This window comes from Novosphingobium sp. (assembly GCF_027486195.1).
Classification (GTDB): domain Bacteria; phylum Pseudomonadota; class Alphaproteobacteria; order Sphingomonadales; family Sphingomonadaceae; genus Novosphingobium.
Genome location: NZ_JAIXPP010000020.1, coordinates 18,945 through 42,010, shown reverse-complemented (window position 1 = coordinate 42,010; position 23,066 = coordinate 18,945). Strand labels below are relative to the sequence as shown.

21 protein-coding genes are annotated in these 23,066 nt (G+C 65.1%); 14 read left to right on the top strand and 7 right to left on the bottom strand.

The annotated features are described in order from the left end of the window. Positions 1-8: 8 nt before the first annotated feature. The gene (locus tag Q0071_RS04365; protein WP_298165715.1) at positions 9-590 is read right to left on the bottom strand and encodes a hypothetical protein; all 582 of its coding nucleotides are present in this window, start codon (positions 588-590) and stop codon (positions 9-11) included. Positions 591-1,198: 608 nt separating this feature from the next. Between Q0071_RS04365 and Q0071_RS04360 the strand changes: the two genes are divergently transcribed. From Q0071_RS04360 to speD, 12 genes are all read left to right on the top strand, one after another. Continuing rightward, positions 1,199-1,726 carry a carboxymuconolactone decarboxylase family protein gene (locus Q0071_RS04360; protein ID WP_298165713.1) on the top strand — a complete coding sequence of 176 codons (528 nt, stop codon included), beginning with the start codon at positions 1,199-1,201 and terminating at the stop codon, positions 1,724-1,726. Further along, positions 1,726-2,244, top strand: a complete 519-nt coding sequence (locus Q0071_RS04355; RefSeq protein ID WP_298165712.1) for a DUF3237 domain-containing protein — start codon at positions 1,726-1,728, stop codon at positions 2,242-2,244. Before Q0071_RS04360 ends, Q0071_RS04355 begins: the two co-directional genes overlap by 1 nt. A 71-nt stretch (positions 2,245-2,315) precedes the next feature. After that, positions 2,316-3,623 carry an aspartate aminotransferase family protein gene (locus Q0071_RS04350; RefSeq protein WP_298165710.1) on the top strand — a complete coding sequence of 436 codons (1,308 nt, stop codon included), beginning with the start codon at positions 2,316-2,318 and terminating at the stop codon, positions 3,621-3,623. Further along, complete coding sequence (locus tag Q0071_RS04345) at positions 3,620-4,966, top strand: M24 family metallopeptidase (RefSeq protein WP_298165707.1); 1,347 nt, start codon at positions 3,620-3,622, stop codon at positions 4,964-4,966. Before Q0071_RS04350 ends, Q0071_RS04345 begins: the two co-directional genes overlap by 4 nt. Positions 4,967-5,051: 85 nt before the next feature. Beyond that, positions 5,052-6,059 carry an SPFH domain-containing protein gene (locus tag Q0071_RS04340; RefSeq protein ID WP_298165705.1) on the top strand — a complete coding sequence of 336 codons (1,008 nt, stop codon included), beginning with the start codon at positions 5,052-5,054 and terminating at the stop codon, positions 6,057-6,059. A gap of 19 nt (positions 6,060-6,078) precedes the next feature. Further along, entirely contained in the window at positions 6,079-6,747 is a 669-nt protein-coding gene (locus tag Q0071_RS04335) for a DUF4178 domain-containing protein (RefSeq protein WP_298165703.1), read from the top strand. Further along, positions 6,744-8,012: a DUF4178 domain-containing protein gene (locus Q0071_RS04330; RefSeq protein WP_298165701.1), complete on the top strand. Its 1,269-nt coding sequence runs from the start codon at positions 6,744-6,746 to the stop codon at positions 8,010-8,012. Before Q0071_RS04335 ends, Q0071_RS04330 begins: the two co-directional genes overlap by 4 nt. A 1-nt stretch (position 8,013) precedes the next feature. Beyond that, entirely contained in the window at positions 8,014-8,157 is a 144-nt protein-coding gene (locus Q0071_RS04325; RefSeq protein ID WP_298165699.1) for a hypothetical protein, read from the top strand. Between the two features lie 62 nt (positions 8,158-8,219). Beyond that, entirely contained in the window at positions 8,220-8,429 is a 210-nt protein-coding gene (locus Q0071_RS04320) for a DUF350 domain-containing protein (RefSeq protein WP_298165697.1), read from the top strand. Next, positions 8,422-9,981 (top strand): polyamine aminopropyltransferase, encoded by a 1,560-nt coding sequence (locus tag Q0071_RS04315; protein WP_298165695.1) that lies wholly within the window; start codon positions 8,422-8,424, stop codon positions 9,979-9,981. Before Q0071_RS04320 ends, Q0071_RS04315 begins: the two co-directional genes overlap by 8 nt. Further along, positions 9,974-11,590: an NAD(P)-binding protein gene (locus tag Q0071_RS04310; protein ID WP_298165693.1), complete on the top strand. Its 1,617-nt coding sequence runs from the start codon at positions 9,974-9,976 to the stop codon at positions 11,588-11,590. Before Q0071_RS04315 ends, Q0071_RS04310 begins: the two co-directional genes overlap by 8 nt. Next, positions 11,591-11,968 (top strand): adenosylmethionine decarboxylase, encoded by a 378-nt coding sequence (speD, locus tag Q0071_RS04305; RefSeq protein ID WP_298165691.1) that lies wholly within the window; start codon positions 11,591-11,593, stop codon positions 11,966-11,968. Between the two features lie 123 nt (positions 11,969-12,091). Here the strand turns inward: speD and Q0071_RS04300 are convergent, their stop codons facing one another. The 4 genes from Q0071_RS04300 to Q0071_RS04285 all read right to left on the bottom strand — a co-directional run bounded on the left by Q0071_RS04300 (position 12,092) and on the right by Q0071_RS04285 (position 17,361). After that, the gene (locus Q0071_RS04300; protein ID WP_298165689.1) at positions 12,092-12,715 is read right to left on the bottom strand and encodes a gluconate 2-dehydrogenase subunit 3 family protein; all 624 of its coding nucleotides are present in this window, start codon (positions 12,713-12,715) and stop codon (positions 12,092-12,094) included. After that, positions 12,712-14,418, bottom strand: coding sequence for a GMC family oxidoreductase (locus tag Q0071_RS04295; RefSeq protein WP_298165687.1), 1,707 nt, complete (start codon positions 14,416-14,418; stop codon positions 12,712-12,714). Before Q0071_RS04295 ends, Q0071_RS04300 begins: the two co-directional genes overlap by 4 nt. Continuing rightward, a complete protein-coding gene (locus Q0071_RS04290; RefSeq protein ID WP_298165684.1) occupies positions 14,415-15,266 on the bottom strand; it encodes a DUF1080 domain-containing protein in 852 nt (283 codons plus the stop codon). The genes Q0071_RS04295 and Q0071_RS04290 overlap by 4 nt, the downstream gene beginning before the upstream one ends. Before the next feature lie 82 nt (positions 15,267-15,348). Further along, positions 15,349-17,361: a TonB-dependent receptor gene (locus Q0071_RS04285; RefSeq protein WP_298165682.1), complete on the bottom strand. Its 2,013-nt coding sequence runs from the start codon at positions 17,359-17,361 to the stop codon at positions 15,349-15,351. A gap of 403 nt (positions 17,362-17,764) precedes the next feature. Between Q0071_RS04285 and Q0071_RS04280 the strand changes: the two genes are divergently transcribed. Further along, positions 17,765-18,109 carry an EthD domain-containing protein gene (locus tag Q0071_RS04280; RefSeq protein WP_298165680.1) on the top strand — a complete coding sequence of 115 codons (345 nt, stop codon included), beginning with the start codon at positions 17,765-17,767 and terminating at the stop codon, positions 18,107-18,109. 20 nt (positions 18,110-18,129) lie between these two features. Here Q0071_RS04280 and Q0071_RS04275 read toward each other — a convergent pair whose 3' ends face one another. Next, on the bottom strand, positions 18,130-19,488 hold the full coding sequence (locus tag Q0071_RS04275) for an MFS transporter (protein ID WP_298165678.1): 1,359 nt from the start codon (positions 19,486-19,488) through the stop codon (positions 18,130-18,132). After that, positions 19,485-20,672, bottom strand: coding sequence for an amidohydrolase (locus Q0071_RS04270; RefSeq protein ID WP_298165676.1), 1,188 nt, complete (start codon positions 20,670-20,672; stop codon positions 19,485-19,487). The genes Q0071_RS04275 and Q0071_RS04270 overlap by 4 nt, the downstream gene beginning before the upstream one ends. A 232-nt stretch (positions 20,673-20,904) precedes the next feature. Between Q0071_RS04270 and Q0071_RS04265 the strand changes: the two genes are divergently transcribed. Next, positions 20,905-23,025, top strand: coding sequence for a S9 family peptidase (locus tag Q0071_RS04265; RefSeq protein WP_298165674.1), 2,121 nt, complete (start codon positions 20,905-20,907; stop codon positions 23,023-23,025). Positions 23,026-23,066: the final 41 nt, after the last annotated feature.

The following is a 23,066-nucleotide window of genomic DNA, read 5'->3' as shown; positions in this document are numbered from 1 at the left end:
TGTCTGCGTCACGGCGATATAATCGGAAACCAAGCCGGATCGCCCTTTAGGTGGCCGACGTATTTTAGCCGTTCGATGGCAATTTTCGAAACGTCGCCGGGCGTGACGCATTGGGAAGGCAATTCGGTCAAGTTTACGCCTGCCTGCTTGAAGGCTTCGATCACCAGTTGCGAGCAAAAGAAACCGCCGGGCTGGGGGCCGACCACTCTGCACAACAATTTGTCAGCCGATACAAGCGCACCTTTTTCGGAATAGCGCGTCCCGACTCTGGAGACTGCCCAGTTCACGACCTTGCTAGCTGTCCCGATATCAAGGTTCGGCACGCGATATGCGACAGCCAGTGAACCGTGTTCAACTGCCGCGTCGATGGACCGCCGCACGACACCTTCGCCAATTGCTTCAACAACTTCAGAACTGTTTATGCAGAGCAGCGCGTGGCTGACGACGGCCTTAGTGCCAATCCGTATGGCCCCAGAAACCCACGAACCGGTCGTTGAAACGATGAGATCGGCTGTCCTCAGTGCAGAGGGAACAAGGCAGTTTCCCCCCGCTGCCGGAGCCAGTGTAATCGGCTTCTCGAAATCAAACATCACCATCCTCCGCGTCTTTCCCGCGATCACCGGTATGCCACTAGATCGTTCATGCATGCAAACTCTAGCTGGATATACTGAAAGATTTACAGTTCTGCATAATCAGGAAATTAAAGAGGTATGAAGCAGGTACATCAAGATGACTGTTCGTGTAGCGCGAATACGGAGGCATTGTCGACTAAGTCCATGTAAAGGATTGCGAAAAAGCTTATGGTGGAATTTCGCAAGATCACAAACTCTTCCCTGTCAGGTAAACCTGCCACACCTGACCTACATCGCAGTCACGTCGCAAAACGCACCAGTCTCCCACCTTTAAATAACAGACGCGTCTGTTATTTATAAATCGCTGTCCTACAGCCACCTCCATGCAGCATGATGCAGCGCGTCCACTCCCCAGCCGGAATCGCCCGTTTTACCGCACTCCTTCGCCCAACCATGCCACCCATTGATCGCTGTAGTCGATCAAATCCGCTTCATTGATCGATTGCAATTATTCCCCAGGACACTGTCAACTGTGTCAACTTCACCCCGCGCCGACTGTCAGATTGAGGAGTGGGCAAGCCGCGCCCCCGCGCGTTTCATGAGCGGGATAAGATAGGGAGAATGCCATGCGTGTTGCTCTGCCAGAGGCCCATCACCAGAACCCGCTCGGCCATTTGTCCGAGCATTATGCGCCCGAGATCGTGAACGCCGCTTTCGGCTTTTCCGATGTGACCTACCGCATGTCGAAGCTGCCCACTCGCCTGTTCGAAGGCGCGCGGATGCGCACCGCGCTGATCAACGGATGCCAGCTCTGCCAGAACTTCCGCGTGCTGCGCGATCGGCCCGATATCGAGCACAACAATGGCCCCGCGCCGGACGAGGCGTTCTACGCCGCCGTCCACGAATGGCGCACCTCGTCCGTCCTCTCGGAGCGCGAGAAGCTGGCTATCGAATACGCCGAGAAGGTCGGCCTCGATCCGCAGGGCCTCGCGGCGGATGAGGACTTCTGGGCGCGCTACAAGGCCGCGCTCACGGATGAGGAGATCGTCGATCTCGCCTTCTGCGTCGCGGTGTGGATGGGGCTCGGGCGCGTTGCCCACGTCCTTGGCCTCGATGCGGTCTGCGCTTTGCCGGCGCTGCGCGAAGTGGCCTGATGGATCGGCGCGGTTTGCTTGGCACGCTGGCGGCAGGGGGAGCAGCGCTGGCGGCGAACGCTCCGGCCTCCGCTGCCGAACCGCCCGCCGGCCCGCGCTCGGTCCTTGTCTATTCCGCCGTTGCCTTGCTGGAAGAACGCGTCCCCCACGGCACCACGCCTTATGGCGAGCGGTTCCGCGTCCCGATCATCGGTGGCAGTTTCGATGGGCCGGACATCAAGGGCCGCATCCTTCCCGGCGGCGCGGACTGGCAGCTCCTGCGCGCTGATGGCTATCTCGAACTCGTCGCCGATTACTACATGGAAACCGACGACAAGGTGCTGATCAAGGTCAACAACCGCGGCCTTGTCCAGACCGTGCCGGGCGCAGACGGCAAGCGCTATGCAATGACCACGCCGCGCTTCGAGGCGCCGTTGGGCAAGTACGGCTGGCTCAACCAGCTGATCTTCGCCGGAACGGTGGCTCCGGGGGATGGCAAGACGCCTTCGGTCAGGCTCGGGATCTTCAAGCTGGTCTGAGGCTTTCCCCAGCGCGCCGAACGTGCCACGCTGCACACGTCCGTTTTACCGCGTCCGGAAAGCCTCGCCCGATGAATACGCCCGATCTTGCCGCCTGGTGGATGCCGTTCACCGCCAACCGCCAGTTCAAATCGCAGCCCCGCCTCCTCGCCGAAGCGCGCGGGATGTTCTACCGCTCGGCGGACGACCGCGAGATTCTGGACGGCACCGCGGGCCTGTGGTGCGTCAATGCCGGACACGGGCGCGAGGAGATTGCCGACGCCGTCTCGCACCAGATCCGCACGATGGACTTCGCGCCCGCCTTCCAGATGGGCCACCCCATCGGCTTCGATTTCGCGACCCGCCTTGCCGAGATCGCGCCCGCCGGGCTTGACCGGGTGTTCTTCACCGGCTCGGGTTCGGAATCGGTCGATACCGCGCTCAAGATCGCGCTCGCCTACCAGCGCGCCATCGGCCAGGGCACGCGCACTCGCTTCATCGGGCGCGAGCGGGGCTATCACGGCGTCGGCTTCGGCGGCGTTTCGGTGGGCGGCATCCTCAACAACCGGCGCGTGTTCACCAGCCTGCCCGGCACCGATCACATGCGCCACACCCACGATCCGGCACGCAACCGCTTCACCCGCGACATGCCGGAGCACGGCGCGGAGCTGGCCGACGATCTCGAACGGCTGGTCCAGCTCCACGGCGCGGAGACCATCGCGGCGGTGATCGTCGAGCCGGTTGCGGGCTCCACCGGCGTGCTGCCGCCGCCCAAGGGCTACCTCGAACGCCTGCGCGAAATCGCGACGCGGCATGGCATCCTGCTGATCTTCGACGAAGTGATCACCGGCTTTGGCCGCCTCGGCACACCGTTCGGCGCGGATTACTTCGGCGTCACCCCCGATCTCATCACCACCGCCAAGGGCATCACCAACGGCACCCTGCCGATGGGCGCAGTCTTCGCCAGCCGCGCGGTGCATGATGGTATCGTGCAGGGGCCGGAAAACCTCATCGAACTGTTCCACGGCTATACCTATTCCGGCCACCCCGTCGCCTGCGCGGCGGGCCTCGCCACGCTCGATATCTATGCCCGCGAGGGGCTGCTGACGCGCGGGGCCGACCTTGCGCCGCTCTGGGCCGATACGCTGCATGCCTTGCGCGATGCGCCGCATGTGATCGACGTGCGCACCATCGGCCTCGTCGGCGCGATCGAGCTCGCTTCGCGCGATGGCGCACCGGGCGCGCGGGCCTATGACGTGTTCACCGATTGCTTCCGGTCCGGCCTGCTGATCCGCGTGACGGGCGACATCATCGCGCTCTCTCCGCCGCTGATCATCGAGCCCGACCATATGGGCCGCATTGCCGAAACGATCCGCGCTGCGTTGGAACGGGCGGGATGAGGTATCTGCTTGCCGCTGCGGCGGCGCTATGTGCGGCACCGGCAGCAGCCGCGCCCATCGGCATGAGCGAGACCGAGCAGCAGGCGCCTGCCGTGCCGCCCATTCTCTCGGCGCGCGAGCGGGCGGAGGCCGAGAACCGCATTCTCGCCGAGCGGCTCGATACGGTGATCCCAGCAATCATGCGCGCGGAAGGCATCGACCTGTGGCTGCTGGTGGCGCGCGAGTATTTCGAGGAGCCGGTGGTCGCCTCGATGCTCGATGCCGAGAACATGCATGCGCGGCGGCGGACGATCCTGATCTTCCACGATCCGGGCGGCGGCAAGCCGGTCGAGCGGCTCACCGTCAGCCGCTACGGCCTCGGTGGACTGTTCGAGCCGGCCTGGGATCCGGCAAAGCAGCCCGATCAGTGGCAGGCGGCGGCGGATATCGTGGCGGCCCGCAATCCGGCAAAGATCGCGGTCAACGTGTCCGATCTCCACCAGTTCGCCGATGGCATGACGGTGAGCCAGTACGACAAGTTCACCGCCGCGCTGCCGGCTGCCCTGCGCCAGCGCGTGGTCAGCGGCGAAGGGCTCGCCATCCGCTGGCTGGAGACGCGCACCCCCACGGAGATGACGCTCTACCCGACGATCGAGCGCATCGCCCATGCCGTTATCGGCGAGGCGTTTTCGCGCAAGGTCATCAACCCCGGCGTCACCACCGCCGAGGAGGTGCAGTGGTGGTACCGCGACCGGCTGCTGCAGCTTGGCCTCGATGCGTGGTTCCACCCCTCAATCGCCATCCAGCGGCAGGGCGCGAAGGGCATGCTCGAAGGCGCCGAAGTGATCCGGCCCGGTGATCTGCTGTGGACCGATTTCGGGATCACCTACCTCAGGCTCAACACCGATACCCAGCATCTGGCCTATGTGCTGAAGCCGGGCGAGACGGAGGCACCGGCGGGCCTCAGGCAGGGCCTTGCGAACACCAACCGCGTGCAGGATTTCCTGACCCGCCAGTTCGTGGTCGGTCGCAGTGGCAACGAGGCACTGGCGCGCGCGCGCGCGGGGGCCAAGGCTGCGGGCCTCGATCCCTCGATCTACTCGCATCCCATCGGCCTGCATGGCCACGGCGCGGGGCCGTCGATTGGCTTCTGGGACAACCAGAACGCCGATCCGCGCGGCGATGCGGCGATCCATGCGAACACGGCGTGGTCGATCGAGCTGACGTCCTATGCCGCCGTGCCCGAATGGGGCGGCCAGCGCGTCGATTTCCGGGCGGAGGAGAATGCTTTCTTCGATGGCAAAACCGTGCGCTTCATCGATGGACGCCAGACCAGCCTGACCCTGATCCCCTCGGGCCCCTGACGCTTTCCGGCCACATCGGCCCCAAGGCGTTGTTGCCGGCGCTGATTGTAGTAGTGTGCATTCCTTCGCGGGGAGGCTTGCAGCCATGTTCGATTTTCTGAGGAAGCAGTTCGTCGATGTCATCGAATGGCTGGAGCAGCCGGGCGACATCGCGTGGCGGGTGCCCTTCGCCGATCACGAGATTCAGCACGGCGCGCAGCTGACGGTGCGCGAGGGGCAGATCGCGGCGTTCCTCAACGAAGGCACGCTGGCGGACTATTTCGGGCCGGGGCTGCACACGATCGAGACCGCGAACCTGCCGCTGCTGACCAACCTGATGAACTGGGACAAGGGTTTCCGGTCTCCCTTCAAGTCCGATGTCGTGTTCTTCTCGCTCAAGGAGCAGCCGGGGCTGAAGTGGGGCACCGCGCAGCCGGTCACTGTGCGCGATGCCGAATTCGGGGCGCTGCGGCTGAGGGCGTTCGGTTCGTGCTCGTATCGCTTGAACGAGGTGGCACCGTTCGCTTCACGCGTGCTGGGCACCATGCCGGGCGTGACGGCCGCCTCGCTCGAGCCGCAGCTGCGCGCCGCGATCCAGACCTCGCTGGCGGCAGCGCTGGGTAGCAGCGGGATCGCGTTTCTTGATCTGGCGGCGAACCAGCAGGCACTGTCTGACCGCATCAAGGCTGAGGTCGACAAGGCCTTTGCGCAGTGGGGCCTCACCTGCCTGTCATTCTACGTCGAGAGCATTTCGCTGCCGGATGAAGTGCAGGCGCACCTCGACAAGGCCAGCTCGATGCGCGTGCTGGGCGATCTTGGCACCTACACCCGCTTTCAGGCGGCCGAGGCGATCGAACAGGCGGCGGGCAACGATGGCGGCATGGCGGGCATTGGCGCGGGCATGGCCGCAGCGACTGCCCTGGGTGGCGCGATGGCGCAGGGATTGGGGACGCAGGGTTTGGGGGCACAGGGATTGGGAGCAGCCCCGGCAGCCACGCCCGCCGAGGATCCGGTGGCGATGATCGAGAAGCTGCACAAGCTGGTGACGATCGGCGCGCTCAGTCAGGAAGAGTTCGACGCCAAGAAAGCCGAATTGCTCGGCCGCATCCGCTGATCGCGCGCGGATCGGGGCCATGGAGAGTCTGACGTGTCCTTCGTGCGGGGCAGCGCTGCCTGTGCGCGATCCGGGCTTGCCCTATTCGACCTGCGCTTATTGCCAGACCCTGGTGCGGCGCGCGGCGGGCAGCGTGGAGGCCGTGGGAACGGTTGCGGCGCTGCCGGCCGACGTTTCGCCCATCCAGATCGGCACCACCTTGGACCGCGGCGGGATTGCGGCCACCGTGGTCGGGCGGGTGCGCTGGGGCTGGTCCGATGGATCGTGGAACGAATGGTTTTTGCGCGCGGCGGACGGGCGGGCGTTCTGGCTGGGCGAGGCGATGGGCATGTTCATGCTCACCAGCGCGTATCCGGCGGTGCTTGCCGTGCCAGCTGTCCGCAACTTTGCCGATGGCAACCCGATGGCGAGGGACTGCACCGTAAAGGCCGGGGGCAAATGGCTGACGGCGACCGACATCAAGGAGGCCGCATGCCTCGGCAGTGAAGGTGATCTGCCGTTCCCGACGCTGCCCAGCTGGACGATGACCAACGTCGATTTCCGCAACGCCGCCGGGGATGCCCTGTCCGTCCAGCGCGATGCCGATGGCACCACCGCGTGGCTCGGTGAGTGGAGCGATCTCGCCGGTCTCAAGCCCGGAAACCTGCGGCAGATCGAAGGCTGGACCAAGCCGGGTGCGCTCGCGTGACGCAGCCGCGCGCGGTCACTTGTCCCTCTTGCGGCGGATCGATCGAGATCCGCGCGGCGGGCTATACCGTCACACTGGCGTGTCGCTACTGCGGCTCGGTGCTCAATGTCGCGCACGAGGATGTGCGGCTGATCAAGGCCTATCGCCGCGTTGCGAAGGACTTCGCGATTGCGCTCGGCACGCGCGGGACATTGTTCGATGTCGAGTGGGAAGTTCTCGGGGCGATGCGGCGGCGCAGCGGCAGCGCCGTCTGGCAGGAGTTCCTGCTGTTCAATCCCTATGCCGGCTATCGCTGGCTGGTGGAGGCGGAGGGCGAGTGGCAGTTCGGCACGATGCTGCTCGACCGGCCGGAGGATGACGGTCTTTCGGTGACATGGCGCGGCCAGTCCTTTGCGCTGGATGAAGATGTCCAGATCGAGACGACGACGGTGCTCGGCGAATTCTACTGGCGCGCCGGGCGGGGGGACAAGGTACAGGGCGCCACGTTCATGCGCGGCCGGGAAGCGCTCTCGCGCGAGACGAGCGCTGATGAAGTGACCTGGACCCAGCTCATCGCGGTCAGCGCGGAGTGGATCAGCGACGCGTTCGTGGTCAAGCAGAAGCACCGGTCGCGACCGCCGCGCCTGCGCGGGCAGGGCCTGAAGCAAGGCTTCATCAAGGCTCCGACCATGGACGAGGGCGACTTGCCAGCCATGCTGCTCATGGCGCTCGCTGCGCTGCTGATGATCATGGCGGTGCAAACCTTTCTGAGCGGCCCTCAGGTCTGCGCCGACGGCAGGGCCACCGTGGAGGTGGGGGCACCGACCAGCACGCAGCCCATCGGCACGATCGAGGTGCGGCGCCCCTGGCAGTTCGTCACGATCGCGGTGGACAGCGACAGTTTTCACAACCGCTGGGTCGATCTCGACTACAGCCTCGTCAACCGCAAGACGCAGCAATCGATCGATGCCTACGGGATCGTCGAGTTCTACACTGGCACGGACAGCGACGGCCCGTGGAGCGAAGGCAGCCACCACACCGATACGCTGTTTTCTAGCGTGCCGCAGGGTACCTATGACGTCTTCGTCGACGTGGGAGCCCATGGCTGGCCCAGCGACCCCCAGCCGGGATCGATCGACCCCGCGAACCCCTGGGGCAATACCGATACGGTGGCGCTGTGGTTTCGCTCCTGCACCGGCGGCTTCTCATGGGGCATGTTCTGGCTGATGGCTGCGCTGCTGTTCAGTGTGCCGGTCATCATCGTCTGGTGGAGGCACGAGGGCTGACATGACCAAGCGCCTGATCCTGTTTGCAGCCTGGTGCATGCTGCTGGTGATGACCTCCGCCGTCTCGACGTGGTTTGCCTGGACGCCGTTCTCCGACGAGGAGCGTTCCTCATCCACGTCCTATCGCGGACCAACCCACAAATGACGTCCGCCAATGATTGCCTTTGCTGACCGAACGATCCCACCGCTTCCGCAGGAGTTCCGCCCATGATCACCCTCGATGTCTTCCTTGCCACCGTGCTCTATGCGGGCCTTGGCATTGTCATCTTCATCCTCAGCTTCGTGCTGGTCGACCGGCTGACTCCGGGCGAGCTGTGGCGCGAGATCATCGAGCGCAAGAACGTGGCGGTGGCGCTGCTGGCGGGCGCGGTCGCGATCGGCATTTCCAATATCATCGCCGCTGCCGTGCATGGTTGAACCCGAAGGCGTGCAGGGCGTCCCGGTCAGCGGCGGTGAGGACGGCGCGCCCGCATCGCTGGCGGTGATCCTGCTGGTCTCGGTGCTGGTCGTCGCCACCTGCGGGCTGGTCTATGAACTGCTGGCCGGAACTCTTGCCAGCTATCTCCTCGGTGACAGCGTCACCCAGTTCTCGACTGTCATCGGCACTTATCTCTTCGCGATGGGCGTGGGCAGCTACCTTTCGCGCCACGTGCGTTCGAACGAGATCGGCGTGTTCGTGCGGGTGGAAATCCTGATCGCGGCGCTGGGCGGCTGGTCGGCAGCCGGGCTGTTTCTGCTGTTCCCGCTGGTCGAGGATTTCCGCATCGCGCTCTATGGGCTGGTGGTGGCCATCGGCGTGCTGGTGGGGCTCGAGATCCCGCTGCTGATCCGCATCTTGCGCTACCGCTTCGCCTTCCGCGATCTCGTCTCCAATGTGCTGACTTATGATTACATCGGTGCGCTGATCGCTTCGCTGCTGTTTCCGCTCGTGCTGGTGCCGCGGCTGGGCATGATCCGCACCGGGTTCGCCTTTGGCCTCGCCAATGTGGCGGTGGCCATAGCGTTGCTGCTGGTGCTGCGCGGGCGGCAAAAGATTGGCGCCGATCTGGCGGCGGCGCTGGCGGTGATGCTCTCGCTCGTCGCGGGGCTGGCCGGGGCGGACCATATCCAGCGCTGGTCCGAGGTCGCCTTTTATGGCGAGCCGGTGATCTATGCGCGCTCCACGCCCTATCAGCGCATTGTCATCACCCGGCGCGGCGAGGATTTGCGGCTCTATCTCAACGGCAACCTCCAGTTCTCGACCCGCGACGAGTATCGCTATCACGAAGCGCTGGTGTGGCCGGTGCTGGGCCGGGTGGCGAACCCGCGCGAGGTGCTGATCCTGGGCGGGGGTGACGGGCTGGCCGCGCGCGAGGTGCTGAAAGACCCCCGCGTCGCGCATGTCACGCTGGTCGATCTCGATCCGGAGATGACCCACCTGTTCCGCGACGAGCCCTCGCTCGCCCGTCTCAATGGCGGCTCGCTCGGTTCGCGGCGGATGACGGTGGTGAACGGCGATGCCTTCCGCTGGGTGCGGCAGGCGCGGGGGCGCTATGATGCGATTCTGATCGACTTTCCCGATCCGACCGAGTTCTCGCTCGGCAAGCTCTATACCGAAAGCTTCTACCGCGAGGTGGCGCGGCTGCTGGGGCCGGCTGGCGTGCTGACGGTGCAGAGCACTTCGCCGCTGGTTGCGCCGCGCTCGTACTGGACGGTGGCGAGCACGCTGGAGGCCGCGGGGCTGAAGGCGCGCGGGTATCATGCCTATGTGCCGAGCTTTGGCGAATGGGGCTTTACCATGGCCGCGCATCAGCCGCCGGGCGATGCGGTGCGGCTGCCGGCGGGGCTGCGCTTCCTCAGCCAGGCGAGCGAGCGGGCGATGTTCGATTTCCCGCCCGACATGGCGCGGCGGCCGACGCCGGTGAACCGGCTCGACAACCAGGCGCTGGTGCGCAGCTTTGCCGAGGAGTGGGGCCGCTACGATGGCTGAGCCGACCCGGCGCGAGGTGCTGAAAGGCGCTGCTGCCGCCAGTGCAGGGGCGCTGGCGTTGCCGGGCTGCGCGGCGCAGAGCTTTCCCGGCACGCTCGGCGGTGCAGACTGGCAGCGCGGCCACCGCGTGCGCGACGGCGGGTTTCCGGCACCGCAGGGGAGGGCCGAGGAAGCGGCGATCGTGATTGCTGGCGGCGGCGCGGCGGGGCTCGCAGCGGCCTGGCGGCTGAAGGACGCGGGGTTCGAGGATTTCGTGCTGCTTGAGCTTGAGGACACGGTAGGCGGCAACGCACGATCAGGCCGCAACGCGGTGAGCGCCTATCCGCTCGGCGCGCACTATCTGCCCGTGCCAAACCGCGAAGCGCGGGCGCTGCGCCACATGCTGCAGGGCTTCGGCATGATCATGGGCGAGGAGGACGGCGTCCCGGTCTACGATCCCTACCAGCTCTGCGCCGATCTTGAGGAACGCCTGCTGTGGCGTGGCAGCTGGCAGGAAGGGCTCTATCCCTCGAGTGGTCTGGGCGCGGCGGACATCATGCAGCGCGACCGCTTCTTTCGCGAGATGGCTGAGTATCGCGGCGCGGTGGGTGCCGACGGCAAGCCTGCCTTTGCCATCCCGCGCGCCGGATCGAGCGCCGATCCCCGCTTTACCGCGCTCGATGGCCAGTCCTTCGCGCGCTGGCTCGATGGGCGCGGTTTTACCTCGCCGGTGCTGCGGGCCTACCTGCGCTATTGCTGCCGCGACGATTACGGCACCGAGCCGGAGCATATCTCGGCCTGGGCCGGGGTGCACTACTTCGCCGGCCGTCGCGGCTGGGCGGCGCACGGCGACGGCGACCGCGAACTGACCTGGCCCGAAGGCAATGGCCGCCTCGTCACGCTGATGGGCAAGGCGGTCGCGCCGCATGTCCGCTCTGGCCACACCGTGTTCGGCGTGGCGCGCGAGGGGGATGCGGGCGCGCTGGTGTCGGCCTTCGATCACGGCGCGGGAGCGAGCCGGCAGTGGCGTGCGCGCACCGTGATCATGGCCATGCCGCATTTCGTGGCGGCGCGCGTTGCGCCGGTGGAGACGATCAAGGGAGCGCTGCGCTATGCGCCGTGGGTCGTCGCCAACGTGACGGTCAATCGCCAGCCGCGCGGGCGCGGATCGGCGCTGGCGTGGGACAACGTTTCCACCGGAAGCGACAGCCTCGGCTATGTCGTGGCCACGCACCAAAGCGCAAGCGCGGGCGAAGGGCCTACGGTACTCACATGGTACATGGCCCTTTCGCGGGAGGAACCCGTGGCCGCGCGCAAGCTCATGGCGACGCGGCCGCTGGCAGAGTGGCAGCGCATCGTGGCGGATGATCTCCTCACGATGAACCCCGATCTTGCGGGCGCGATCGAGCGCATCGACGTGTGGCGCTGGGGCCATGCGATGGTGAGCCCGGTGCCCGGTTTCCTGAGCGATCCGGCGCGGCTGGCAGCGATTGCGGCGAAGCCCCCGGTGCTCTTCGCGCATTCCGATCTTTCGGGCCTGTCGCTGTTCGAGGAAGCGCATTATCGCGGCGTCGTGGCGGCAGAGGCGGCGCTCGCCCACCTTGGCCACCGTTTCGAAAGCCTTGTTTGAATGGCGCACCTTCCCGGCACCAGCATCCACCTCATCGCCGATCTCCAAGGCGGGATCGGACTCGACGATGTCGCGCGGGTCGAGGGGGCGCTGCGGCATGCGGCAGAAGCGGCGGGCGCGCGGCTGCTGAGCGTCAACGTCTACGGCTTTGGCGAGGGCATGGGCGTAACGGGCGTGGCGCTGCTCGCCGAATCGCATATCTCCATCCACACTTGGCCTGAAACCGCCGTGGCCGCAGTGGATCTGTTCGTGTGCGGACAGGATGTCGATGCCGAAGCCGGGCTCGCAGCGATCGTTGCCGCATTCGGCGCGGAAGTGACCCGGCTCCACCGGATCGCGCGGCTCGGGGCGGACCAGGCCCGCAAAAATGCCCGCTAGCCGCAGTTAAGATGTTGGTTCGATGCCTTTTCGGGGGACTCAGAACTCCTAAAGATCGCGCAGCGCGCCCAATGCGCCGCCCCAGGTGGCCCGCCCAGTAAACCGGGTGCCAGCATACCGGAGCTATGCGCTGGTCAGCTTGGCGAGTTCTGCGGCGAACCGGGCGAGTACCTCGTCGGGAGGCCCCGCGAAGCTTTCCAACGCCTCGTTGCCGCGATAGCCGATGGCGGCCATGCCCTCCGGTGTCGTGTAGACGGCACCGACCACCAGCTTGCGCAGATCGTTCAGTGCTTCGTTGGCTGGCTCGCGCTGCTCGATCCGCAGCAATGCCTGGGCCCTGACCACGGGATCGGCACCGAGCCAGCCGCTTTGGCCCACTTCGCTGCCGAGCGCCGCGAGCAGAGCGCGAAACCGGCGGGCATCATTCTGCTGTGCGGGATAGGGCGCGCTCATCCATTCATCGATGAAATCGGCAAATCCAAGGGCGGAGGGCGCAGCGAGGTTGGCTTGTGCTGGCAGCAGGAGGTCAGCCAGCAAGGCAAGGCCCTCGCGCTCCTGCGTGGTCAACGTCGGCGGCCAATAGCGGGCCGGCTTCAGCAAGTCCGGATCCTTGCCGTAGCCGCGAATCTCGGCCGCGTGCGCCGAGCCGATCGGACCCAGCCCGGTTGCACCGCCAACCGCTGTGATCGCCGCAAGGCGCATCGCGCCGCGCCGGTCCGTTTCTGTCAAGTCGGGCGTCCTGCTCATGCGTCACCGCGCTTCAGGCGGTTTGCCAGATGGTCCATCGCCCGCATGGCCAGCGCAAGGATCGTGAGGGTCGGGTTTTTGTCCGGGCTGGTCGCGAAGGCCGCGCCGTCGACAACGTAGAGATTGGGCACCTCCCAGGTCTGGCACCACGGATCGAGCACCGAAACGGCTGGCGACGACCCCATCCGTGCCGTGCCGACTTCATGGTTCGTCTCGCCGCCCTTGCCCATGGCATCCTCGATCGGGACCGATCGGTCGGTCAGGACGCGCCCGCCCATCGCCTCGAACACATCGTGGAACATGTCGCGCTGATGGGCCGCCTGCGCAATCTCCTCGGCGCCCCAGCGGAAGTGAAACTTGAGGACAGGTAGCCCCCAGCGATCCCTTACGTCCTTGTCCAGTTCGCAGAAGCTCTGCGCATTGGGCAACATCGCGCCGCGTCCGCCCATGTAGACGGTGGAGCCGAACTTGCGCCGCATGTCTTCATGCAGGTCGGCACCCCGCTTTTGCGAAAGCGAAACCAGCTCGCTCATGCTCCCGATGGAGGGCATGCCGCGTCCGCCGCCAAATTCGATGTGGTAGCCCCGCGCGAAAGGCAACTTCCCCGCCACTTGTTCGCGGTGCAGCCACCACGGCGCATAAACATGGGATATGGACACCCCGTCATCGTTGAACGGCGGCAGATCGTGAAGCTGCGGTACTTCCGCCCCGACAACGGCCGCCACAGTGTCCATCAGGTTGCGGCCCACTTGTCCGCTGCCATTTGCCAGCCCGCCATCGGCAGACTGCAAGAGGATGCGGGCCGTCTCGCCCGTGCTGGCGCCCAGCACGACCGCGCGGGCGCGGACTTGATGGATGGCACCCGTCTTGCGATCGACAAACTGAACGCCTGCCGCTTTGCCCCGGCTATCGCGCAGCACCTTGAACACCATGGCGTCAGTTCGCACGGTCAGCCGCCCGGTCGCGCGCGCGGGCGGGATCAGAACGGTGGTCGATTGGAAATTGGCCCGGATCGCGCAGCCGCGCCAGCAGTCGGTGGCATAGAAGCAGGCCGGTCTATCGCCCAAGGGCCTGGTCAGCACGGCGGCATGGGCGGGCACGACGGGAATGCCGCTCAGCTTGCCCATCGCCATCTGCATCCACGCTTCATAGGCGCGCGGCTTTGGTGGCGGCTGGAGAATGCCGGGCGGGCTGTCGGGCGAGTTCTCGATGCCCTCGGCCGCTCCGAACACGCCGATCAACCGCTCCACCCGGTCATACCACGGTGCCATGTCCTCGTAAGTGACCGGCCAATCGACCCCCCGACCGTCGGCGGAGTAGCCCTTGAAATCATGCGGCCCGAAGCGGAACGCGAGGCGGCCCCAATGGTTGGTCCGCCCCCCCAGCATGCGCGCGCGCCACCATTTGAATTTGGCATCGCTGGCCACGACATAGGGCTCGCCCGGGACCTCCCAGCCCCCGCCCACGGTTGCATCGTGGAAGCCGAACTCCTTGTCTGGCGTCGCCTCGCCGCGCAGCGGTGCATCGCTGGGAAGGTTGAACATCGGGGTTTCGGTCAGCGGATCGTAATCGCGCCCGGCCTCAAGCATGAGCACTCTGGCGCCGGCATGGGTCAGCGCATAGGCCGCCATGCCGCCAGCGGCCCCGGACCCCACGACGATCACGTCGTGCTCGCTCATCAGCAATCTGTCGTTGGCGGTCACTTGGGCTCCGGCTTCAATCGGCGAACCCACAGGCTGCTGAACGCCACTCGTCCAGTGGGATCGCCGTGATCCTGCAAGAGCAACGGCGCCTGCGCGGCATGCGGCTTGTAAGGCAGGATCGCGGCGGCTGCTGTCGGTCCAAAGATGGGCTGCGCATCCTGGACCAGCACGCCGTTCCAGAACACGGTGATACGGGCAGGGCTCCTGAGTTTGCCGCCAGAAAAGCGCGGTGCGCGGAACACGGCATCATAGCACTGCCATTGGCCCGGCGGGCGCGCGGCATTGGCGCGGGGCGGCGTCTGGCCATAGATCGCGGCGGCCATGCCGTCTGGATAAGTGGGGTTGTCGAAGGAATCGAGGATCTGCAGTTCGTAGAGCCCCATGAACAAGACGCCGCTGTTGCCGCGGTGCTGGCCATAGGGTTTGTCCGGGCCATCGGGCGTCCGGAAACGGATATGCAGCTGGATATCGCCGAACGCGGCGCGCGTGGCGATCATGTTGAGCGCCTTGCCGCCCGATTGCAGGATGCCGCCCGCAAACGTCCAGTCTGCGATGCGCTCGCCGGTCCAATCCTTGAGCCCGCCTGCCAGCAGATCGATGGCATCGGAGGGGGCGGCCAGCGGCTCGGCGCAGGCTGCAGCGGGGGGCGTCACGATCGGTGGTTGTGGCCGGGCGAAATCGTGGACCGTCCAGCGCGCATGCGGGCGGCGGGGCAGATTGGGGATCGCCTCGCGATAGGCGGGGCTGTCGATCTGGGCGGCAAGGCCCGGGTGCTGCGCTCTGACCGCGAGGATATCCGGCCGGATTGGCTTGTCGGCGGCTATGGCCGATTGCGCGCAGGCCAGCACGGCCGCGAACGCGACAGGCCGCAGGGGAAAACCCCGCGGCCTGCGATGCGTGGCCGTATGGCCGGTAAGGGAGCTGCCAACCTCAGAAGCTGGCACGGATGCCAACCTCAAAGGTCCGCCCCCGCGCGATGGTGCCGCCCAGCAGCCCGCCGTCACCCCGGTATTCGTAGTAGCGCTTGTCGAACAGGTTGCGGGCGTTGAGGAACAGCCCGAAGCCCTTCTTGTCGACCGGGGTGAAATCGAGGACAAAATTGGCCAGCGCCTGTGCCGCCAACTGGCCTTGCAGCATGTCAGCCGGCGCACCGACCGTGGTCAGCTGGCTGGTGCGATAGTTGAGTTCGGCCCGCGCAGAGCCCTCCCAGCGACTGCCCACCGCCCAGCGGTCATAGACGAGCTGCGTCGTCAGGCTCAGTTCCGGTGCGCGCGCCAGCCGGAAGCCCTTCAGATTGACATCTGCTCCGCCGAGCCCGCGGAAGTTGAAGTTCCGGTACTTGGCATCGAGGTAGGTCGCGGCAAAATTGAAACCGAAATTGTTGCCTGCGCGCAGGCGGACATTCAGGTCTGCACCCCGGATCCGGGCTTTGGCCGCGTTCACTACCTGGAAGTCGGCGATGTTGATGACCTGCAGAACCTGCAGCGCGTTGTAGTTGTAGTTGAACAAGGACAGCTCAAGGCTGCCGCCCTTGGGAAGGGCCTGCTTCGCGCCCACTTCATAGGACCACAAGGTTTCCGGCTCGAACGATCCGACTGTCCCGTCGCTCAGGCTTTGCAGGCCGCCGGACTTGAAGCCCTTGGAAACGGTGGCGAACAGGAATGTGTCCGCGCTGGCCTTGTAGGTGAGGCCAAAGCGCCCCGAAACCGCCGAGAAGTTCCGCTCGCCGAAATAGGGTGCGACCGGATCGATCAGCCCCGGCGGATCGCCAGCCCGTCCGGCCAGACCGCGCTTTTCGTGATTGTAGCGCAGGCCTGCGATCACCGACAGCCGGTCGGTCAGGCCGATCTGGGTTTCCCCGAACACGGCCACGGCTTTGTTGGTGTCGCGGTAAATCCCGTTCTGATAGACCGGAATGCCGAAGATATTGGCGCTCGTCGGGCGCTGGCTGCGGCTCTTGGCGTCAAGGTAATAGGCCCCGAGAACCGCGTTGTTCCCGCCGCTCTGCCACTGCAGCTGCATTTCCTGCGAGAACTGCTTGTAGTTGGTCATGTCGACCTGAACGAACCCGGCGTTCAGCGGATCGCGCGTTTCCGGGGGGCCGCCTTGCCCCGTCTCACCCTTCTGGCGGAAATAGCCGGTGATCGAGCGCAGCGAAAGCGTGTCGCTCAGGCGCGCGGTGATGCGCACATTGGCGTTGATGGTTTCGTCGTTGGAATAGAAAAATCCCTTCGGCGTGATCACCTTGCCATAGCCGAGGAAGAACTGGCTGTTGTCCATCGCTTCCCACACGAAGGGCGTGTTGTCCTTCATGTACTGGATGCCGGCGTCGATCGTCAGGTCGCTGCTGGGCTCGACCAGCAGGCGTGCGCGCAGGCCGTAGAAATCGTCGCCGTTGAGATACTGGCCCGTATCGACGTTTTTGACAAAGCCGCGGCTGTTGCCGAACGTGCCGGAAAGACGCAGCGCTGCCTTTTCGCCGACCGGCACATTGATCGCTCCGTTGGCGCGCACCGTTTCATAAGTGCCGTAGGAGAGATCGGCGTTACCGGTGAGCTTGCCCAGAACGGGCGCGTTCGTGACGACGCTGAGGGCGCCGGCGGTGACGTTGCGACCGTAAAGCGTGCCCTGCGGACCCTTCAGCACTTCGACCCGCGACACGTCGAACACGCGGCTGAAGGCAGAGCTGCCGACGCCCTGATAGATTTCGTCGAGATAGACGCCGACCGATTCGTCGGTGCCGCTGACGTTCTGGCCGGTGCCGACACCGCGCAGCGACGGATTCGCGCCGCCAAGGAATGAGACGACGCTGAGGCCGGGGACCAGGAACTGAATGTCCTCAGCGCGGGTGATGCGGTCCTGGTCCAGCTGGGCTCCGCCGACGACGCTGATCGCGATGGGAACCGCCAGAAGGCTTTCCTCACGCCGGCGCGCTGTCACCACGATAGCCGCGTCCTGGCCTTCTCCTGCCGCCGCAGACGTCGCGCTGGCCGTTGCAGGTCGATCTTGTGCGTAGGCCGGAACTCCGCCGAGCACTGCCACTGCCGCAGCGGTAGACCCGAAAAGACCTGCGAGCCGGCTGCGTTGTTGCCCCCTGATGTTCTGCATCATGCTTCTCCGTTCGAATCGCCGGCTTTTGCCGAAGCGACTTCCCTCATTGCCCCATAGTGCTGATTGTTCATCTTGGATGCAAGCTGTGTGCAAAATAAAACAAGCTACGACCTTATGTCCTGCCATTTTCCAGCTATATGGCTGTTCCTGGCGGTCAATCCTCGAGGGTATGGATGTCATTGCATTCAAATTGTCGACATCGTATTGCATCCGGGAAGCTGTACAGGGGTAGAAAATGGTCAAGATCGTCTGGCTCTTGCGGAAGGCGGAGCATCTGAGCGATGCAGAGTTCCAGCGCTGGTGGCTGGAAAGCCACGCGCCCATCGCAGCAGCGGCGCCCCGGCTGGTCCGCTATGTCGTCAACATCGCGCAGAAGCCCGATCTGCTCGCAGGCAAGCCTGCAGGCGACACGGAATGGGATGGTGTGGCCGAGCAGTGGTTTGCCAATGAGGACGATCTCAACGCGGCCTATAGCCGCCCCGTGGCAGGCAGTGTGCGGCAGGATACGCTGGCCCACGTTTCACGGCTGGAACGGCTGATCGTGCGGGAAATCGAAATCGCGGTCGTCAACCCGGCCTGACGAGGCGACCAACCGCCAAGTCATCCCCTCCGCGCGATGCGGCGCCGAATGATGTCCTGCCGCCGAGCGTTGAGGGGGAAGTTCCACATGATCAGCCCGGTAGCGAACAGACTGAGGGCAGGCAGGGCTACATAGGCAAGCTTGACGCCGATCACGGCTTCGGGCGAGTAGAGCTTCTGGCCGGGCGCGAAATGAAACCAACCCGCGATCGCGAGGCCTGCCGCAGCGCCAAGACCGAGGAAGGCCTTGCGCGCGGCCATGGCCAGCGCCGCGTATTGCCCTGCCCGGTTTGCACCGCGCCGCATCAGATTGTGATCGACCAGATCACCGATGATCGCCATCGGCACCGCCTCGCAGGCCATGACGAAGAACTGGAAGACCAGGCTGATAGCCAGGAACATGAGCGCCGTGCCCGGGGTCAGCAGCGCATTGAGCATATGCAGTCCGCCCGCCGCAAAGGCGGTGAGCGCCCAGATCCGGTGCTTCTCTCCTTTGCCGAGCGCGCGCCCCCACCAGGCCAGACCGGCCCATCCGCCGATGATCGTGATGGCATAGGCAGCCGATATGTAGATTCCGATCCCCAGGTAGGAATCGATATAGATGAAGGCCAGCGCGCCGAACGCGCCGACACCGAACTCCTGAATTGCGTAGGCAGCCAGATAGCGCTGGAAAGCGGGGCTTTCGCGCGCACTGAGCCACAGCTCCCGCAGAGTGTGGGAATGGTTGCGTTCCAGCGATTGCCCGCGCGGGACGAACCGGGCAGCCGCCAGAACCGACAGCGGCAGGATGATGGCGACGGTCCACGCGACCACATGCAGCGTCTCGAACGTGATCCTGCGGCTGGGCAGAAACGGCAGCAGCGGGATGACGATAAGCAGCACCGACCCGCCGACCGTGAACACCTGGCGGGCAACTGCAAGGCGAGACCGCTCGCGGTAATCGCGGGTCAGTTCGGTGCCCCAGGCGCTATAGGGCACCTCGATCAGTGTCCACGCGAGGTAAGCGAGGAAGAACCAGACCGAGAGGTACGTGAGCGTTGCGCCGGCGGGCGGCACATAGAGCATGAAGATCGAGGCAGCTGTCAGCAGCGTGCCGATCAGCATCCAGGCCTTGCGTCCGAAAAAGCCGTCCTGCGTGCGATCGGAGGCATAGCCTATCCCGATGTCGGTAACCCCGTCGATCAGTCGCAAAATCAGCAGGAGACCTGCAATCGAGGTGAGCGAGAGACCGAACTTTTCGGCATAGAGCGACGGCAGAATCCCAAATGCCGGGCCTCGCATCAGTTGCAGGGTCATCGAGGGCAGGGCGAAAAGGACAAGCGTGCCGATGGCCAGCCGCCCGGCTGCGCTGGTGGTCGTGTTAGTGGCGTGCTGGGTCATGGGGCGTGCGTTCCGCTCAGTTCCGCGTGAACGACGGCCACGAAGAAGGCTGCGCCAAGGGGGAGAATGGCGTCGTTGAAATCATAAGATGGATTGTGAATCATCGCGCTGCCACCCTGGCCCAGCACCGCATAAGCGCCCGGCATCTGCTGCAGGAAGTAGGAAAAGTCCTCCCCGCCCATGACCGGCCCGAACTGGGTGTCGACCTGGCCATGCCCCAGCACCCGTTCAAGCGCGGCGGCGGCGAGCGAGGCTTCGCGGGGGCTGTTGGTGGTTGCCGGGTGGCCTCGCACATAGCGGACTTCCGCCTCGCACCGATGCGCCAGCGCCACTGCGCCTGCGATGCGGCGCAGTTCAGTTTCCGCGTGATCGCGCACTTCCTCGCGCAGCGTCCGCACTGTCCCGCCGATCCGTACCATATCGGGCACGACATTGGGCGCATCGCCGCCTTGCAGCATGGTTGCGCTGAGCACGCAGGCGTCGGTCGCATCGATCGAGCGCGATACGATCCGTTGCAGCGCTAGCACGCATTCGCAGGCCGGAATGACTGGATCGATGCACAAATGCGGCATCCCGCCATGGCCGCCGCGCCCCCGGATCAGGATCTCGAAGTTGTCTACCGCCGCGGTGATCGGCCCTGTCCGGATGCCGGCAGTGCCGGGCGCGAGGCTGGGGAAATTGTGGACGGCATAGATGGCGTCACAAGGAAAGTGATCGAGCAAGCCATCGGCCAGCATGCGCCGCGCACCGCTTGCCAGCAGTTCTTCGGCTGGCTGGAAAATCACATGGACCGTGCCACTGAACCGGCGATCCGCCGCAAGGCAGCGGGCCGCGCCTAGCAGCATCGCGGCGTGGCCATCATGGCCGCAAGCGTGCATCACCCCGGGATGGATCGAGGCGTGCGTAAAGCCGTTGGCTTCCTCGAGCGGCAGGGCATCGAGCTCAGCCCTGATCCCGATTCGGCGCCCAAAGCCCTGCTCTCCGCGAATGACCCCGACAACCCCGGTCCCGCCAAGCCCACGATGCACTTCGATGCCCCATTGCTGCATCAGGTCCGCGACCCGGTCCGCCGTTCTGGATTCCTCGAAGCCAAGCTCCGGGTGGCGATGCAGATCGTGGCGCCAGGCTTGCATATCCTGCCGCAATTCGGTGTCCGAGAGGATCCGGTCAATCTGATCGGTCACGAAATCTCCTGCAAAGAGCCTGTTGCGCGCGGGTGGCAACACATTTCAGGCGCCATCTTTCGCAGGGATTGCGAAACTTGCCGACAAGTTGTATGCAAATATCGAGGCAAAGTTCAAGAAGGAAAATAAGGGTTTGGTGCAGCGGCTTCCCGACTCGCTCCGGACGGGGCGGACGCAGAAGCCGTCGCATTTCCTTCGCTGAATGACGCGCTGGCTGGATAGGGAGATCAAGATGAAGGCAGGATTGGTTTGGGGCCGCGGGATCGCCAGCGCCGGCCGCATCGGCGGAGCTACCCTCGTGGTGGCGGCCATGGTTTTCGCAGGACCACTGGCGGCGCGTGAAAACTTGCGCATTACCGACGTGTATCAAATCGCATTTGCATCCGACCCACAGATTTCCGCCGATGCATCGCGCGTGGTCTATGTGGCTGAGACGGCCGATGCGAAGACCGACACGCGCCATTCGAGCCTGAAGCTGATCGACCTGAAGCAAGGGCGCGAAAGCGAACTGACGACCGGTTCGCGCAACGATTCGTTGCCGCGGTGGTCGCCCGACGGCAAGCAGCTCGCTTATCAGGCCGCCGGGGCCGAGGGCTTTTCGCTGATCGTGCGCAATCTGGCTGACGGCACGGAGCGCACCTTGCGCACAAGCAGGATGCCGCTGATGGCACTATCTTGGGCGCCCGATGGTTCGCGCCTTGCGGCGGTGCGTCAGGTCTTCGAAAAGAAGACTGTCGTGCTGAAGGGTCCGGCCGGAGCCGAACGGCAACCGCCCGCCAGGATTTCTGACCGGCTGGACTTTCAGGGCCCCTCCGATGGCCAGAACCGGCCCGCCCATCTCGAGGCACTGGTTATCGATGCGGCGAAGCCCACGGTGGGCGATCCTGCCGGCATCGCCTTCAGCCAGGACGCGATTCCGCCGCGTGGTGCGGGCGTGCAGTGGTCGCGGGACGGGGCCTCGCTAATCGTTTCAGCCAACCGCGCGACCGAATTCTGGCGCAACATCTGGCAGTATACGCTCTACGAGATCCGCATCGACACCGGGGCCATCCGCGCGCTCACCGCGCCCAATGGCTCGGATTATGGTATGAGCATTTCGCCGGACGGGACCAAACTTGCCTATATTTCCGATCAGGTGCGCAAAGCGCAGTGGTATTTCCGGCAGGAACTGACCATCAGCGACCGCGAGGGCGGCAATGTCCGTGTGCTCGGCGCCGATCTGGACCGGCCATTCTCGCATGTAGCGTGGAGCGGCAACAAGGCGGTGGTGGCCTCCTATGTCGATCGCGGTGCCCACAAGCTTGGCCTGTTCGGCCTTGATGGCTCGCGCAGGATCCTGGCGGATACCATGGGCGGCAGGCTCACTGCCTATGCCGATGAGGGCGGCTTCTCGGTTGCCGCCAACGGCACGGTGGCCTTCACCCAGTCGAAAGGCGACCAGCCTAGCGAGATCGCGATTGCCGAACCCGGCAAGCCGGTGCGGGTCGTCTCGAACCTGAATACCGCCTTCCTCGCGCAGCGCCAATTGGGCAGCGTGCAGCCGATCAGCTTCAAGGCGGCCGATGGCATGGACATTGCGGGCTGGGTTGTCCGCCCGCCCAATTTCCAGAAGGGCAAGCGCTATCCGATGATCGTGGATGTGCATGGCGGCGTGAGCAGCGATTTCGGGCCGGGGTTCGATCTGGGCTACCAGACGCTCGCCGCCCACGGCTTCATCGTGACCTACATCAACTATCGCGGCAGCGGCAGCTATGGCGAGCCATTCTCCAATATCGTCAATCGCAAGTTCCCGATCGGGGTGGAGGCCGATCCCGTGGCCGCCATCGATGCGATGGTCGCGGCTGGCGAGGCCGATCCGGATCAGGTCTATCTGGCGGGCGGCAGCGCGGGCGGCACTCTGACCGCCTGGACCGTGGGGCACTCGGACCGGTTCAAGGCGGCGGCTGTGCTCTATCCGGTGATCGACTGGGGGACATACTATGTCACCAGCATCTCGTACATGCGCCCGTTCCTGTTTGACAAACCGGTGTGGGAAGATCGGGAGGATTATGCCCGACGCTCGCCGCTGACCTTCGCCGGAAACGTGCACACGCCAACGATCGTGATGGTGGGCGACAATGATCGCATCACTCCGCCGGATCAGGCTGTCGCCTTCTATTCGTCGCTCAAGATGAACGGCGTCGATGCAAGGCTGGTCACATTCCCCAACGAGCCGCACGGGCTGGAAGTGCATCCCAGCCATCAGGCACAGGTGACGGTCGCCATGATCGACTGGTTCAAGGCGCACGGTGCGCAAGTCGAAAGCCCGCGCTACGGTCCCGAAGATGTGGCGCCCGCCGCTCCCGCGAACTGATATCGCGCGGCGCAGCGGACAAGAGGCTGGGGAGCAGGCGT

What these genes read in the sequence shown, in the direction of transcription:
- Q0071_RS04365 (WP_298165715.1), bottom strand. Translation starts at nt 590, where the DNA reads ATGTTTGATTTCGAGAAGCCGATTACACTGGCTCCGGCAGCGGGGGGA.
- Q0071_RS04360 (WP_298165713.1), top strand. Translation starts at nt 1,199, where the DNA reads ATGCGTGTTGCTCTGCCAGAGGCCCATCACCAGAACCCGCTCGGCCAT.
- Q0071_RS04355 (WP_298165712.1), top strand. Translation starts at nt 1,726, where the DNA reads ATGGATCGGCGCGGTTTGCTTGGCACGCTGGCGGCAGGGGGAGCAGCG.
- Q0071_RS04350 (WP_298165710.1), top strand. Translation starts at nt 2,316, where the DNA reads ATGAATACGCCCGATCTTGCCGCCTGGTGGATGCCGTTCACCGCCAAC.
- Q0071_RS04345 (WP_298165707.1), top strand. Translation starts at nt 3,620, where the DNA reads ATGAGGTATCTGCTTGCCGCTGCGGCGGCGCTATGTGCGGCACCGGCA.
- Q0071_RS04340 (WP_298165705.1), top strand. Translation starts at nt 5,052, where the DNA reads ATGTTCGATTTTCTGAGGAAGCAGTTCGTCGATGTCATCGAATGGCTG.
- Q0071_RS04335 (WP_298165703.1), top strand. Translation starts at nt 6,079, where the DNA reads ATGGAGAGTCTGACGTGTCCTTCGTGCGGGGCAGCGCTGCCTGTGCGC.
- Q0071_RS04325 (WP_298165699.1), top strand. Translation starts at nt 8,014, where the DNA reads ATGACCAAGCGCCTGATCCTGTTTGCAGCCTGGTGCATGCTGCTGGTG.
- Q0071_RS04320 (WP_298165697.1), top strand. Translation starts at nt 8,220, where the DNA reads ATGATCACCCTCGATGTCTTCCTTGCCACCGTGCTCTATGCGGGCCTT.
- Q0071_RS04315 (WP_298165695.1), top strand. Translation starts at nt 8,422, where the DNA reads ATGGTTGAACCCGAAGGCGTGCAGGGCGTCCCGGTCAGCGGCGGTGAG.
- Q0071_RS04310 (WP_298165693.1), top strand. Translation starts at nt 9,974, where the DNA reads ATGGCTGAGCCGACCCGGCGCGAGGTGCTGAAAGGCGCTGCTGCCGCC.
- speD (WP_298165691.1), top strand. Translation starts at nt 11,591, where the DNA reads ATGGCGCACCTTCCCGGCACCAGCATCCACCTCATCGCCGATCTCCAA.
- Q0071_RS04300 (WP_298165689.1), bottom strand. Translation starts at nt 12,715, where the DNA reads ATGAGCAGGACGCCCGACTTGACAGAAACGGACCGGCGCGGCGCGATG.
- Q0071_RS04280 (WP_298165680.1), top strand. Translation starts at nt 17,765, where the DNA reads ATGGTCAAGATCGTCTGGCTCTTGCGGAAGGCGGAGCATCTGAGCGAT.
- Q0071_RS04275 (WP_298165678.1), bottom strand. Translation starts at nt 19,488, where the DNA reads ATGACCCAGCACGCCACTAACACGACCACCAGCGCAGCCGGGCGGCTG.
- Q0071_RS04265 (WP_298165674.1), top strand. Translation starts at nt 20,905, where the DNA reads ATGAAGGCAGGATTGGTTTGGGGCCGCGGGATCGCCAGCGCCGGCCGC.